The following is a 14365-nucleotide window of genomic DNA, read 5'->3' as shown; positions in this document are numbered from 1 at the left end:
AACAACTGCCCGCGCTGAATTGATGCAGCGTGGGTCCGTTTACCCAACCTTTTTTTACCCAAACTTTTTTGCAACTAATTTTTTACGCAAATAATTTTATAGGTGCACCATGCAAAGCAAATTCGTATCTAGCCTACTCGCAGCCGCTATGGCGATGACCCTAGGTGGTTGTGCGGCCACTGACTCGCTGAACAGCAACGCCCTGAACGCCAGCGCCGAAGCGGCTAGCGTTCAGGCTGGCGTTCAGTCCAGTGTTCAAACGGGTGTCGAACAGACCCGCGTACTGCCCCTGGAAGGCGGTCGCAACTTCCGTGATCTCGGCGGCTATGAAACTACCGACGGCAAAACCGTAAAGTGGGGCAAAATGTACCGCTCCGGGATACTGACCAACCTGACGGCGAAGGACTACGAGTACCTCAGCGATCGCAATATCAGCACTATTGTGGATTTTCGCTCAACCAAAGAGCGCACCAATGAGCCGGATAACTGGCGCGGGACCAGTGCGATCACCCTGGAATGGGACTACGAGATGAACTGGGAAAAGGACTTTGCCAAAATATTCGCGCAACCGGATTTTGACAAGCAGGACCTGGTCGAGCTGATGGACAAGGGTTATGCCGATATGGTTACCCAGCAGGCCCCGGCCTACCGCGCCATGTTCCAGAAACTGATCGAAAACGATGATGCGTTGTTGTTTCACTGCACCGCGGGCAAGGACCGCACCGGTATTGGCGCAGCGCTGATTCTGACCGCGCTGGGGGTTGATCGTGAGACGGTAAAACAGGACTACATGCTGTCCAACAAAACCCTGGCGGGCGTGAAAATGATGGAACTCCCGGAAGACGCCAGCGAAAAGGAAAAGCGTATGTACGCCTTTTTCGCCCAGCTGCCTGAAGATATTCGCGGGGCCATGTCGGGTGTTGAGCTTTCCTGGCTGGAAAGCGCCTTTGCCGAAATGGAGCGCCAGCATGGCTCGGTTGAGGGCTATATCGAAACCGTGCTGGACGTCGACAGCCAGGAGCTGGCGCTGCTGAAGGCTCGCTACCTGCAGTAATCGGCTGCTTCGTATGTCCGCATGTTCGCATGTTCGAATGAACGGCGGATAGTGCCCAATCAGAGGCCGCAGCTAGCCTGCAAACCTGTTCCGCGGAAAATTCTGCAAGTGGCAGGTATTGCAGGTGATTGTCCGGCCTCTGATATTCCGATCATCCGGCTTGTTCAGTTAATCAACAAATTCAGGCGATAGCAGCAGCAGAGACCGAGTTTTTTCTGGAAGTGGCCCATTGGTTGCAGGGGAATTCTGGTGCGCCCATCTTGGGCACGGATCCACTCAATCAGGAGCTCCCGGGAGTTACAGCCCATGCCTGCCGATACCGACTATTCTCCGCTAATTATTCGATTCCCCTTAACCGGTCTTTTCCGTCGAGTCCGTCGAGTCCCACAAAGCCGACGATTCCGCCCGTTACTTGTCGCTGGGCTCGCCTGGCTTACATGCTCTTCGACGACAATGGCCGTCGCAGCTGAGTCAGGGAATATCGCTGGCTGGCCGCTATTTGCTGACGGTGTCCCTGCCATTCACCTTGCGGTCGCGCCGATGGAAGTCACGGTCGAGGCGCCCACGCCGCTGACCGGAAACAACCTGCAATTACTGCTGGCCTTGTCGGGCAGTAATGGCGGCCTGGGGGAAATGAAAAACAAGGCGATGCAGGAATTTGCCCAGCACCTGGAGCAGCAGGTACAGCAGCGCTTCGGCGAATTTTTTGTCGATGAAAAGGTAAAGCTGGTGACACAGGGCGCGCCCTTGAGCTTGCATACCAAGTTCACGGTTGTCATTCGCCAGCGAATGAATGACATTTTTAACGGGGCGGATTACGACCTTGAAAAAGGCACCATGAATGCCTACGGCAATTTCCGCTACCAGTTGCTGGGGTTTGACCGGACCGGTAAAGAGGTTCCGCTCAAGCAGGGGCGGGTGGATATCGCGGACCTGCGCCTGAAGGCCGACTATCGCACCCGTGCGCCAAAAGATGGCGGTGTGGTGGAAGACACTACCCGACAGGCGACCGAGCGATTGTTGGAAGAGATTGCCGAGGAAGTGCTGGATAAGGTGGAGGATGACCTTGAAGCGGGTTCTCTGCTGAAGCTGGCTCGTCTCTGAGCCAGCTTCCGCATTCCAGAATTACTATCCAGCTTTGCTATCCAGTTTTCTATTCAGCTTTACTATCTAGCTAGCTTTATTTTAGTGAGTAGCACCGGTCAGTTGAGCACCGGGTGACCGCGGTACATTTTGCGGGGTGCAATGGTGGCCCCGCGACCATCGTGTAATGCCAGCTCCTCCCCGTAAATCATTTCGTAAATATTCTTTTTTCCCGGCTCCTGCAAAATTTTCTGGCCGCGATAAAGGCGCTCCGGTGGTTCGTCACCGGTCAGGAAGGGGCTGCCCTTGAGGGTCTCCAACTGGGCGATCAGCTTGCGGGTGTCGCTGTCGACGGTGCGGCTTTTTACCTGCGCCAGCTGCTGTTCAAAATCAAAGTCGGAAAAGCGCAGGTTCAAACCGAATTCGGCCTGCAGGCGCTTGCGGAGTTTGCGCAGGGAGTTGAGAGCCTGGGAGTTCATCAACCATTGGTGATCGTTCATCGTCATTGAGCCTTTGTTGTCTTTTTACCTCCACTCGAGCAAATTGCGGGCCAAGTTTTAGGCGGGGCTACTATCTAGAGAAGGGAGGAGAAGGGAGGAGAAGGCAAGAGAAGGGAAGAGAAGGGAAGAGAAGGGGCGAGGTGAAACCCGATGCGATGACGGTGATCGGATATTGTTAGCACCAGCTGTGTGCAAAAAAGCGCCGGACTGTGTGCCGGTGAGTCAAGGTTGTGCCGGCAGAGACAGCGGACAGCCCCTGATCTGTTAAGCTAGTTGCCAGATTCGGCCGAGCCGACCAAGTAATCCGTGCGGATAAGTTTAGATAGAAAGAGGAATATTCATGTCTGCAGAGACCATCAAGTGTAAAGCCGCTGTGGCGTGGAAAGCGGGCGCGCCGCTGTCGATCGAGGAGGTCGAAGTGGCACCGCCGAAAAAGGGCGAAGTGCGGATCAAACTGCTGGCCACCGGTGTGTGTCATACCGATGCCTTTACCCTGTCTGGTGACGACCCCGAGGGCGTTTTCCCTGCCATTCTCGGGCATGAAGGCGGCGGTGTGGTGGAATCTGTGGGCGAGGGCGTCACGAGTGTCGCGGTGGGCGACCACGTGATCCCGCTGTATACCCCGGAATGCGGTGAGTGCAAATTCTGTCTGTCCGGCAAGACCAATCTCTGCCAGAAGATCCGTGCGACCCAGGGCCAGGGCCTGATGCCCGATGGCACCACGCGTTTTTCCATAAACGGCGAGCCCATCTACCACTACATGGGGACTTCGACCTTTTCCGAATACACGGTACTGCCTGAAATTTCCGTGGCCAAGGTGAACAAAAACGCCCCCCTGGAAGAAGTCTGTCTGCTGGGTTGTGGCGTCACCACTGGTCTGGGGGCGGTGGCGAATACGGCAAAAGTGGAAGAGGGCGCAACGGTCGCGGTATTTGGCCTCGGCGGTATCGGCCTGGCCACCATCATCGGTGCGCGCCTGGCCAAGGCCTCACGGATCATCGCGGTGGATATCAATGAAGGTAAATTCGAGCTGGCGAAAAAGCTCGGTGCCACCGACTGCATCAACCCGAAAAACTACGACAAGCCGATTCAGGAAGTGATTGTCGAACTGACCGACGGCGGTGTGGACTACTCCTTCGAGTGTATCGGCAATGTGAATGTCATGCGCTCGGCGCTGGAGTGTTGCCACAAGGGTTGGGGTGAGTCCGTCATTATCGGTGTTGCCGGCGCCGGCCAGGAGATTTCCACCCGTCCCTTCCAGCTGGTGACCGGTCGCGTATGGCGCGGTACGGCATTCGGCGGTGTGAAGGGGCGTTCGCAGCTGCCGGATTATGTCGAGCGCTATCTCGCCGGCGAATTCCAGCTGGATGACTTTATTACCCACACCATGCCGCTGGAAAAGATCAACGAAGCGTTTGACCTGATGCACGAGGGTAAAAGTATCCGCAGCGTCATCCACTACCAGTAAGGTGCAGCAATGACCATGGAACTCGTTAGCAAAACCCACTGTTTCGATGGCACCCAGTGCCAGTATTCACATCGCTCCGAAGTGCTGGATTGCGATATGCGCTTTTCCATTTTTCTGCCATCCCAGGCGGAAAAAGACCAGCAGTTTCCGGTGCTTTACTGGCTGTCGGGCCTGACCTGCACCGATGAAAACTTTTCCCAGAAGGCCGGTGCCCAGCGCATGGCGGCGGAACTGGGCATTGTGTTGGTGATTCCGGATACCAGCCCGCGTGGTGACGATGTGGCAGACGATGCGGGATATGACCTGGGCAAGGGCGCGGGCTTTTATGTCAACGCCACCCAGACACCCTGGAAGCCGCACTACCGGATGTACGATTACATCGTCGATGAATTGCCGGCACTGATTGAGGAAAATTTCCCGGTCAGTCAACGCCGTGCAATTTCAGGCCACTCGATGGGTGGCCACGGTGCGCTGACCATCGCGTTGAAGAATCCGGAGCGCTTTACCTCGGTGTCGGCCTTCAGCCCCATCTGCAACCCCATTGCCTGTCCCTGGGGTGAGAAGGCCTTCGCGGCGTATCTCGGTGAAGATCGCTCGACCTGGGAGGAGCACGATGCCTCGGTATTGATTGGCCGTGCGGTAGAAAAACTGCCGATGCTGGTTTCTCAGGGGGAAGAAGATCAGTTCCTGGAACAACAACTGAAACCCAATGCACTTAAAGCGGCAGCGGAAGCGGCGGGATACCCGGTGAAGATCGAGTACCACGCAGGCTACGATCACAGCTATTTCTTTATCGCATCGTTTATCGAGCAGCACCTGCGCTTTCATGCAGATTATCTGTTGGCGCACTAGTCCGATAGTGCGCACTCGTTTAATAAAAAGGCCGGCATATGCCGGCCTTTTTATTTCTGCTCGTTTATTTCTGTTTATTCATTGCTATACGGCAATACCCACCTGCAGCGTCGCGACATAGCCATTTTCAAGATCCCCGGTAACGTCTGCCAGCTGGTAGCTAACGCCGTCACTGAACACATTGTCTGAGGCGAAACTGCCCACCGAGCTGTTTTGCCCCTTGTCCGCGTAGAGTGTTGAGTCGTAAACCGCCTCAGTGATTTCTTGCGGGAAAGCGATCTGCGAGGTGGCGGTCGCGGTGCTGCTGCTGAACAGGAAAACCTGGAAATGGATGTGGGTAATCCGCCCGCTATACCACCCGGGGTAAATGGTTTCGAACAGCACCATACCGTCGCTGTCGACATCCTGAATGCCGCGGCAGTAGGTTGTTCCCCGTTCGTCTGCGCCCGGCTGCGAGTAGCCAGAGTAGCGCCCATCTTTATCGCAGTGCCAAACGTACACGCTGGCATTGGTAATCGGTGCGCAGTCGTTATTCACGTCGACCAGATTCAACACCAGCGTCAGCGGTAACCCGGTTTTGCCCTCGGTAATATCGGAGCGCGCCATGGCGGAATTGCTCAATACGGCGGTGAGCGGGTAGGGACCTTCGGTCTCTTGTGGAATCAGGGTGCAGGTGCCAGTCGTACCGCCGGAGCTGCTGCCCGAGGAACTGCTGCTGGAAGATCCGCCAGAGGACGACCCTCCGGATGAACTGCCCGAATTGGCGTTGCCACCAGAAGAGCCGCCGCTATTGCACCCTGCGAGCAATGCCATACTGGTCATGCCCATCGCGGACAACATCTGCCGGCGATTCAGGTTTTTTGCGTGTACATCCCCGTCAGCATTTGTGCCGACTTCCTGTGGTGGACTTTCTGTTTCTCTATGCATTTTTATACCCTGTGGTTCGGTTTCCGCTGTTGATCGCACCAGCTTAGCCGGCACGGCACTCTCCCCGGATCTCGACGGAACCCTGCAGATTGCTCTTCTCGATCACAAACCAGCCGTGGGGGCAGTATTGGGTGGTGGCGAGGACTTCTTCCAGACGTTCCCCTGCGGCTTTTTCCGGGTTTTCCCGCATCTTGCCACTCATACCGCCACCGCCGGGGCCACCTCCCATTCCTCCGCCGGGACCGCCGCCCATACCACCACCGGGACCACCGCCCATGCCACCACCACCGCCAGGGCCGCCCGGGCCACGTCTGCCGCCACCCATACCACCGCCGGGGCCGCCGCCCTCACCGCCGCCATTGATCGTGGCGGTATAGGTGAACATGCGGTTGCCCTGTTCGGTGATATTGGTGATGAAGGATTCGGAGAAAACCGGCGGTGCCTTTGGGGTACTGGCACAGCCGGTAATGGTGGTGATGGCCGCGAAAGCGGCCGCGGTGTAGAGCGATTTCATGGTGACTCCAGTGTGTTGTAAGCACTATGAGACCACCACGGTGGTTTGGCGTTGAGTCCTGACGGGTAAAGATTGGTTAACGATTGTTAAGCCTGGAACTTGCTCCTGAAGCTTGCCCCTGGAAATTGCCCCAGGAGCTTGTCAGTAACCCCAGGGTGTCGGCGGAAGTGCGACCGGCTTTGTCAGGTCGAACTGAACACGAAATTTGCGTCCATTAGGGCGTGTCAGCTCGTAAACAAAATATTGTCCCGGATGGATCTCCATCGCCCAGGTGTTCTCCAGGGAGGCATTTAGCCCTTCGCGGGTAAAGGTCGAAATCGATTCCTGGTCCACAGGGAATTCCTGCCGGTTTTCAGTTCCCGCGGCCTGGGTATCCCCGCCGTACATGGTGACTGCATCCTCACTGCCATCTTGGTGGCGGTGATCGTGTTTCAGGCGCAAACCCGAGTCGGTGCGCGTGAGTATCCAGGTGCGTGAATGGTCCTCTCCCACATGAAAGGGGATGCGGATCTCACGGCTGGGTGCGTCGCAGCCCCGCACATGCATGACCAGCGGCTTGCCAGCAAAGGCATCCGGCTCCGGTGAGCGCGGTTCGTTGGCGGTAATCTGGCCGGCAAAGGCCTGGCCACAGTAGGCCGCAATCTGCGTCAGGAACTTGTCTGCTGGTACTGCCTCATCGGCAGAGGTGCCAGCGGAGTTACCGGTAGTGTCTGCGCCGCAGGCGGTCAGCAATGTGCTGATCAACAGCGTACTGGTCAGCAGGGCGCTCATCTGGCGTGGAGCAGACAGAGGCGGCGCGACCGCTGACTGGGGGTATGAGGGTAGGGGCATTATGGTGCTTTCCTGTGGCGCTTTTGTCCGATTGGGAAGCTAAAGGTAGTTTGGCGCGGTGCCCGGATCAATCCCGGTGGGCGGTGCCGTCGAGCCAGCCTGTGAAAATATCTAACATTTAATTTCATATTTGTTGAAAGTTATTTTCCCAGTTGGTATGTTTCTCTCATGCGCTGGTATCACCAGTCCATTCATGATGTTCACCTTGTACCGCTCGCAGTCGGGACTCCCACAGGTATTGCCGGTTTGGGGAGCTCCCGGAGCATTTTTTGCACTGTCTGTTTTTAGGAGCTGGGGTGTGGAAAACCAGGTACTGAATAGAGGTACTCAATACAGGTGTTGAATAGATACTGGGGCCGCGCGGGGCTTTGAGGATGCGACTATAAAGAGGGCACTGGGCAGGGATTGCCAGGGGTAGTGCCGTCATACCAATAAAAAGATATACACCACCGAGGGTTAGCCATGCCAAGGAAATTCAATCCCACTTTCAATCGAAAATTGCTGAGTGTCGCTGTGTGCGGTGCGGTTTACGGCCTGCTGCCAGGGCAGCTGGCGGCGCAGGAAGCAGAACAACTGGACGATGCACTGGTAGAAGAGGTCGTGGTCTACGGTGATATCCGCGCGACACTGCAGTCCGCACAGTCACTGAAACGCGACGGTGACACCGTGAAAGACGTGATCACCGCATCGGATATAGGTGCACTGCCAGACAAGTCGGTCACCGAGGCCCTGCAGCGGGTGCCCGGTGTCAGTATCGAGCGCTTCGCCGCCTCTGACGACCCCAACCACTACGCCGACGAAGGCACCGGTGTACTGGTGCGCGGTCTCGATCGCGTGCGCAGTGAAATCAACGGTCGCGACTCTTTCAGCGCTACCCGCAGCGGCGGTCTCAACTTCGAAGATATTTCCCCGGAGCTGCTGGGTGCGGTGGAAGTGGTGAAGAACCAGACCGCAGACATGATCGCCGGGGGCATCGCCGGTACCGTAAACCTGATCACCCGCAAGCCACTGGACAGCGGTGAGCGCATTGTCGCCGGCACCGTGAAAACCAATTACGGCGACTTCCGCGAGGAAGCGACGCCCACCACCTCCGGTCTGTTCAGTGACGTGTGGGAAACCGATGCCGGTGATTTCGGTTTTCTGATTTCCGCTTCCCATTCCGAACTCGCTACCCGCGGTGATGGTATTGGTGTGGCCAACTTCTATTCCCGCGGCGATGCGCACATCAACGTGCCGCCCTCCTGGGACCCCAATGCGATTGGTGGTACAGCGCCGAACTCCCCGCTGGAAGGTCCGCCCGCGTTTGCCGATCAGCCTGCCGGCTCCACTTACTATATTCCCGGGCAGTACTCCCTGCGCAGTGCCGAGAACGATCGCGAGCGCACCGGTTTCGCCACCTCCTTCCAATGGCAGTCTCCGGATGACAGCGTTATCACCACACTGGAATACCTGCGTTCCGATGCCTCCCTGGTGTGGCAAGAAAATGTAATCGGCCCCCAGGCCCAGGGTTTTGCCCAGGGGCAGTGGTGGGATTCCCGTGTGCGCACCGACGTGTCGGAAGACATGATGCCCACCTGGGACGACAACAATATGTTCACCAGCGGTGTAATCAGCTTCGGCCCGGAAATGCCGATGCACCTGTCTTCCCGCTACAACGAAACCGAAACCTCGGTTGAAGATGTCTCCTTCAACATCAACTGGCAGGCCACCGACCGTTTGAATGTTGGCCTGGATATCCAGCGGGTGGACGCCACCGAGGAGATGATCAATAACGGCATCAACGCCCGCGCACAGCACACAGTTTCCGATGTTTACCTGGATCTGCGCGGCAGTCGCCCGAGTATCGAGTTCCTGAGCGACCGTCTGTTCGAGCCGGACTACACGCCCAACTGGGATGGCATGCGCCCGGATGTACTGCTGGCCACCGCACTGGATACCGCCATCGACTCCGACGCCAGCATGAACGCGGTGAAACTGGATCTGGAATACGAACTGGGCGATGGTTGGGCGCGTACCCTGAGCGGTGGTGTCTACAGTTCCGACAAGGACCTCACCGTGCGCGACACCGAGTACTCCAACTGGGGTGCGGTCAACACGCCGTGGAACACTGCCCTTTCCATGAACGGCGATTACAATGCGATTGCCGGTGAGTTCGAGCGCCAGAGCTGGGGCGATTTCTATCAGGGCGGTATTCTCGACGGACGCGACGATTTCCTGTTTATCAAAATGGCGTCGGCTAAAGATTTCGCCAACTTTATGCGTCGTGCCTGTGACGCCGGGTTTAACACGGCACCTTATGGTGAAACCAATCCGGGTGGCGCTTCCGAAGTGGGCCAGAGCAACCCCGAGTGTTACCAGGCCATGGTGGACATGGCCGGTCGCGTAGCCCCGGGCAGCCCCTTCGCGCCCCACGACATCACCTCCACCAATGAGAAGCGCCAGGAAGCCTATGTGCGTTTCGACTTCGCCGATGACACGTTGGCGATGCCCTACCGCGGCAACTTTGGCCTGCGTTACGTGAACTACCAGCTGGAGTCCACCGGCTATGTGGTAATGCCCGCACTGGGCGGTGAGGGCGCCGAGTTCCTGAGTGAAAACCTGCAGGCGTTTGCCGACGGCCTCGGCGCGGTGAGCACGGTGGACGGTACCGATTACAGCACGGTATTGCCGAGCTTCAACGTAGCGGTGAATGTGCAGGAAGATGTGATTGTGCGTTTCGGTGCATCCCAGAGTCTCTACTTCCCGAACCTGCAGGACACCCGCAACTCACGTATCGTGACCCTGGAATATGAAGTGCAGCGCGACGGTGAGGGCGGCCCGGTCACCGGCATTACGCCCGGCAGTGTGCAGATCAATGGCACTGCGCGTAATCCCTACCTTGAGCCGGAAGAAGCGCTCAATATTGACCTGACCACCGAGTGGTATTTCTCTGATACCGGCTCACTGGCGCTGGCCGTGTTCCGCAAGGATATCGATAACCTGTTCCGCGAGCGTCCCTTCCTGGCGGATGTGACCAACCCGCGCACCGGTGTAACCGAGTCCGTTTCGTTTAATGGTCCGGCGAACGACGGTGAGGGCTCTATCCAGGGCTTCGAAATTTCCTACAGCCAGTTCTTCGATAACCTGCCGGGCGCCTGGAGTGGCTTGGGGGTGCAGATGAACTACACCTACATCGACCAGAATGATCTGAATGATCCGATGAGCGATGAACAGCTGGGTGCGGTGCGCTTCGATACCACTGGCGAGCCGATTTACGATGGCCGCAACAGCTTCCGCGCCTTCACTAACCTGCCGCTACCAGGCTACTCCGATGAGAGTTACAACATCGTGGGTATGTACGAGTATGCCGATCTATCGATGCGTCTGGCGTACAACTGGCGCTCCGAATATCTGGTTACCCGCCGCGACTCCAATGAATTCGCGCCGGTGTATGCGAAGGCGGCGGGCTTCCTCGATGGTTCCGCTTACTACGACATCACCGACAATATCCAGATCGGTCTGGAGGCGAGCAATATCCTGAACACCGAGACGCGCACCGAGTTGCAGTTGGATCAGGATGGCACCCGTACCGATTCTCTGAACTTTGTTACCGATCGCCGCTATGCCCTCGGCCTGCGCGCCCGGTTCTGATTCGGGAGCCGGATAACTTACCGGCCTTCTGAACTGGAAAAGCCCACCTGCCAAAAGCGGGTGGGCTTTTTTTGTTTGGGTAGCGCCGCCGCTACCCAACGACTTCAGCGCTCGACGGAAAACTGCTCTATAGCCCCGCGCTGCTGCATGGTCACGTACCCGGTGCCGCTATCCGTGCTCAGTGCAATATTGGTCGGGTGTTGTCCGCTCAGTTGAATGGTTGAAAGCACTTCGCCTGCCGGGGAAACCTTGAGAACTACACCGGCTCCGTATCGGGTGATGTATAAATTCCCCTCCGCATCCGTCTGCATCCCGTCCATGCCGAAGTCATCAAATGCCATCAACAGCTGTTTATTGGCGAGATCGCCATTGTCCAATACGTCGTACACCCAGACCCGGCGCTGCACACTTTCATTGAGGTATAGATTCTTGCCATCCGGACTCAGCTCAATACCGTTGGTGGTGCCCATGTCTTTTTCCATCAGCGCAAATGTCCCCTCTGGCGAGATTCGCCACAGCTGACCGCTGTTATTCGCCCAATCAGGGTCGCTGGCATAAATGGTGCCACTGGCGGAGATAGCGATGTCGTTGGGCTGGTGCATCTGCGGGTTATGGAACTTGTGGATAACTTTTTTGCTGGCAGGATCAATCTTCAACACATTGTGGCCGGTGTAATCCGCCACATACAGAAACCCGTCGTGAAAACGCAGGCTATTGCCGATACTGCCTTCCGGCAGTTGCAGCCAGACTTCACCACTGTCTTTTGCCGTTACCCGGCCAATGGTGCCCTGGCGGGCAAAGTTCACCGCGTAAAGGCTGCCATCCGGGCCGACAACCGGGCCTTCCACACCGCTGGTAAAGCTGCCTTCCGGCATCCAGTCGGTGGTGTCACGCGTGACGGAAGCGACCGCAATGCAGGAAATTGCCAGTGCAAGTATCGAGGTGCCCAGTAAATTAGCCATCTTGTGCATTTGCCCTTATCTCTTAGCTATGTCTGCGTTGTTGCCTGAATATTGCAGGCTATCCATCAATCGTTCCAGCACGTAGACCGCCGGCAGCACCACTTCCCCGTGCATCCCTTTGAGGGCTTCTATCTGACGGCGAATATCAACGGCCTCACTGTCGGAAAATGCCTGTTGGTCCATATAGCGACTGGCAATCGTGAAGGAAAGTTCCATCTGCTGCCGTACCCGTTCGGCGAGCAACTGGACATCCGCCGGCAGTTGTTCGCGCTGTTTGAGCAGGGCTTCGGCAGCGACGCCAGCGCGCCACAGGGGGATCAGCCCGGAGTGCAGGCGCGCGCGGTTTACCTCTACAGCGGGATTGGCCGGCAGGTAATCCAGGAGCTGGCGGAATTCGCGCAGGGCTATACTTTCCGCTGGCAGGCTGTCGGCAAAGCGGTTTAGCGGATCGCGACGGGAGTAGCTTTCTTTGGCCGACTTTTCATGATGGCGGTGATAGTAGTGCGCCGGCTCCAGGACCGCAGAAAAATCCAGGGCCTCGGATTGCAGCTTGTCTGGAAACAGCGTTTGCAGCGCCACTTTCTGCTGGGACTTGTTCTGCAGGCCGACGGCGGTTTCTGCCCAATGATCGATTTCTGTCAGGCGTTGGTAGAGAAAATCCTCATCCTGAAGTTCTTTCCCGGACCACAGGCGCTCTGCCACGGCAAAAGCCCGCGGCCACAGGCGCAGGTCGATGTTGTGCTCATCGATCATTTCTGCCCAGAGTGCCACTTCGCCGCCGAGGATATTTTTCTGCTGCTCGTCGCTTAATCGTGGTTCCCCGGAGCCCAGGTAGCCGGGTTCACTTTCGAGGCTGCTGCTGCGAAACAGCGCGCCGCTGGAGTGGTAGGACGTATTGCCTACCAGGAAGTCACCGCTCAGGGACTTGTCTTGCAGCAGAAGGCGCGCGCGCAGCGGTCCCATCCAGGTGTCCAGTTTGAATGTGGTGTAGGGGCCCGTGCGCTCGATATTGTGTAGTAGCTGTATCGCCTTGCCTTCGAATTTGATATGGCCACGCAGCTTGCCATCCGTCGATTCCACGATGGTAAAGGTACCCGTCAGTGCGCTGCCCCGTTTGCGCGGTGCGCTGAAATACCAGGACTGCCACGGTTCGTTGTTTTTGATCTGGGTGAATGTTCGCTGTTTGGGAAGAATGTGATTGCGGTAGTGATAGCTGCTGTACTGGGGCTGGTCCAGATAGAAACCGGTGGAGAGAATACCGTAGTGGTCGGCGCGGGCGATTTCCTTGAGGGCGTCGGGACCGCGCCAGGATTGCACCGCGGCGGTCTGCGCCAGACCCGGGTGCAGGATTTCATCCCAACCGATCATTTTGCGGTTCAACCCTGCAAGGATTTGTGCCAGCCGGCTGTTGAAATAGTTGTGCAATGCGTGGCTGTCTTGCAATTGTTCTGCCTGCATAAACTGTTGGATTTCCGGGTTGCTTTCCCAGTGTTCCGGGTCAACCTCGTCGCCACCGATATGCACATATTCAAACGGGAACAGCGCGACGACTTCCCCGAGAATTTTTTCCGCAAAGGTATAGACCTCCGGGTTGGCCGGGTTCAGCAGTGGTTTGTGTACACCCCAGCGATCTTCCGGCGCATAGGGACCGGGCGCGGACATGAGTTCCGGGTAAGCGACGGCAATGGCGCTGGTGTGGCCGGGCATATCGATTTCCGGTACCACCACAATACCGCGTGCCGCGGCGTAGGCGACGATGTCGCGCACCTGTTCGTGGGTGTAAAAGTTTCCGCCGGGGGCTGTTTCGTGGAGTTTCGGGTAGGCGTGACTCTGCAGGCGCCAGCCCTGGTCGTCGGTAAGGTGCCAGTGAAATACATTCAGCTTGGCTGCGGCCATGCCGTCCAGTTGCCGTTTAATGGTCTCTACAGAAAAAAAGTGTCGCACCGAGTCCAGCATCAGGCCGCGCCAGCGAAAACGCGGCTGGTCTTCGATCTGGATGCCGGGCAGCATTTCGTATCCGGCGGTGACTCCGCTTTTATCGCTACCGATATATTGCGACAGGGTTTGCAGACCGTGCAGCAATCCGATTTCCGTGTGTGCACTGAGCTGTACTTTATTTGCGGTTACCTGCAGGCGATAAAAGGCCCGGTTTCCGCTGAGTGCCGCCAGGGTGTTTTCATCTGCATAGTCAGGAGACGTAAGGACAAGTTCGATCCGGCTCCCGACATCACTGTCAGGAATTTCCGCACAGGGTCTGGCAACGGCCAGCTGGATATTCTGTTGCCGCTGCAGGCGTTCGCGGAAGCGATCAGTGGCGTCGTTCAAGCGCGTTGATGCCGCCGGTGGCAGGCAAATCTGGCTGCTGTCCTCCAGGCGCATGGGGGCAGTGGGTTGGACGTCGACTTGGTGGGGGTAGGGCATCATCGCCGGTAGTCGCGCGTCGTACTCTGAGTATTCCGAGGATTTAGCATTGGCGAAAGGCGGCAGTATCAGAGTGACTGCCGCGGTCAGTGTGAGTATGTTGGATCTTCTATTGCCCATGGC

The 14365-nt window shown here is 57.2% G+C and carries 11 protein-coding genes; 5 read left to right on the top strand and 6 right to left on the bottom strand.

Features of this window, described 5'->3' with window-relative positions:
* Positions 1-109 precede the first annotated feature (109 nt).
* Together M0G74_RS03030 and M0G74_RS03025 are read left to right on the top strand one after the other, a co-directional pair.
* A complete protein-coding gene (locus M0G74_RS03030) occupies positions 110-1054 on the top strand; it encodes a tyrosine-protein phosphatase (protein ID WP_248214303.1) in 945 nt (314 codons plus the stop codon).
* 453 nt (positions 1055-1507) lie between these two features.
* A complete protein-coding gene (locus M0G74_RS03025) occupies positions 1508-2158 on the top strand; it encodes a hypothetical protein (RefSeq protein ID WP_160152514.1) in 651 nt (216 codons plus the stop codon).
* Between the two features lie 98 nt (positions 2159-2256).
* Here M0G74_RS03025 and M0G74_RS03020 read toward each other — a convergent pair whose 3' ends face one another.
* Entirely contained in the window at positions 2257-2643 is a 387-nt protein-coding gene (locus M0G74_RS03020) for a hypothetical protein (RefSeq protein ID WP_248214292.1), read from the bottom strand.
* 334 nt (positions 2644-2977) lie between these two features.
* On the opposite strand from M0G74_RS03020, the gene M0G74_RS03015 reads away from it, so the two are divergent.
* Positions 2978-4105 (top strand): S-(hydroxymethyl)glutathione dehydrogenase/class III alcohol dehydrogenase, encoded by a 1128-nt coding sequence (locus tag M0G74_RS03015; RefSeq protein WP_160152516.1) that lies wholly within the window; start codon positions 2978-2980, stop codon positions 4103-4105.
* 15 nt (positions 4106-4120) lie between these two features.
* Positions 4121-4957: an S-formylglutathione hydrolase gene (gene fghA, locus M0G74_RS03010; RefSeq protein WP_248215299.1), complete on the top strand. Its 837-nt coding sequence runs from the start codon at positions 4121-4123 to the stop codon at positions 4955-4957.
* Between the two features lie 84 nt (positions 4958-5041).
* Here the strand turns inward: fghA and M0G74_RS03005 are convergent, their stop codons facing one another.
* The 3 genes from M0G74_RS03005 to M0G74_RS02995 all read right to left on the bottom strand — a co-directional run bounded on the left by M0G74_RS03005 (position 5042) and on the right by M0G74_RS02995 (position 7229).
* Positions 5042-5884: an intradiol ring-cleavage dioxygenase gene (locus tag M0G74_RS03005; RefSeq protein ID WP_248214283.1), complete on the bottom strand. Its 843-nt coding sequence runs from the start codon at positions 5882-5884 to the stop codon at positions 5042-5044.
* A gap of 43 nt (positions 5885-5927) precedes the next feature.
* Positions 5928-6398 (bottom strand): hypothetical protein, encoded by a 471-nt coding sequence (locus M0G74_RS03000; RefSeq protein ID WP_248214281.1) that lies wholly within the window; start codon positions 6396-6398, stop codon positions 5928-5930.
* A gap of 141 nt (positions 6399-6539) precedes the next feature.
* Positions 6540-7229: a hypothetical protein gene (locus M0G74_RS02995; RefSeq protein WP_248214277.1), complete on the bottom strand. Its 690-nt coding sequence runs from the start codon at positions 7227-7229 to the stop codon at positions 6540-6542.
* Positions 7230-7691: 462 nt separating this feature from the next.
* Between M0G74_RS02995 and M0G74_RS02990 the strand changes: the two genes are divergently transcribed.
* Positions 7692-10859, top strand: coding sequence for a TonB-dependent receptor (locus M0G74_RS02990; protein WP_248214275.1), 3168 nt, complete (start codon positions 7692-7694; stop codon positions 10857-10859).
* Positions 10860-10963: 104 nt separating this feature from the next.
* Here M0G74_RS02990 and M0G74_RS02985 read toward each other — a convergent pair whose 3' ends face one another.
* Together M0G74_RS02985 and M0G74_RS02980 are read right to left on the bottom strand one after the other, a co-directional pair.
* Entirely contained in the window at positions 10964-11830 is an 867-nt protein-coding gene (locus M0G74_RS02985) for an SMP-30/gluconolactonase/LRE family protein (RefSeq protein WP_248214274.1), read from the bottom strand.
* A gap of 6 nt (positions 11831-11836) precedes the next feature.
* Positions 11837-14362, bottom strand: a complete 2526-nt coding sequence (locus M0G74_RS02980; protein WP_248214271.1) for a family 20 glycosylhydrolase — start codon at positions 14360-14362, stop codon at positions 11837-11839.
* Positions 14363-14365: the final 3 nt, after the last annotated feature.

The sequence above is a fragment of the Microbulbifer sp. CAU 1566 genome (assembly GCF_023156515.1).
In the GTDB taxonomy this organism is placed as follows: Bacteria; Pseudomonadota; Gammaproteobacteria; order Pseudomonadales; family Cellvibrionaceae; genus Microbulbifer.
Note: the sequence above shows the minus strand (reverse complement) of the source record. Positions and strands in the feature narration are given on the sequence as shown.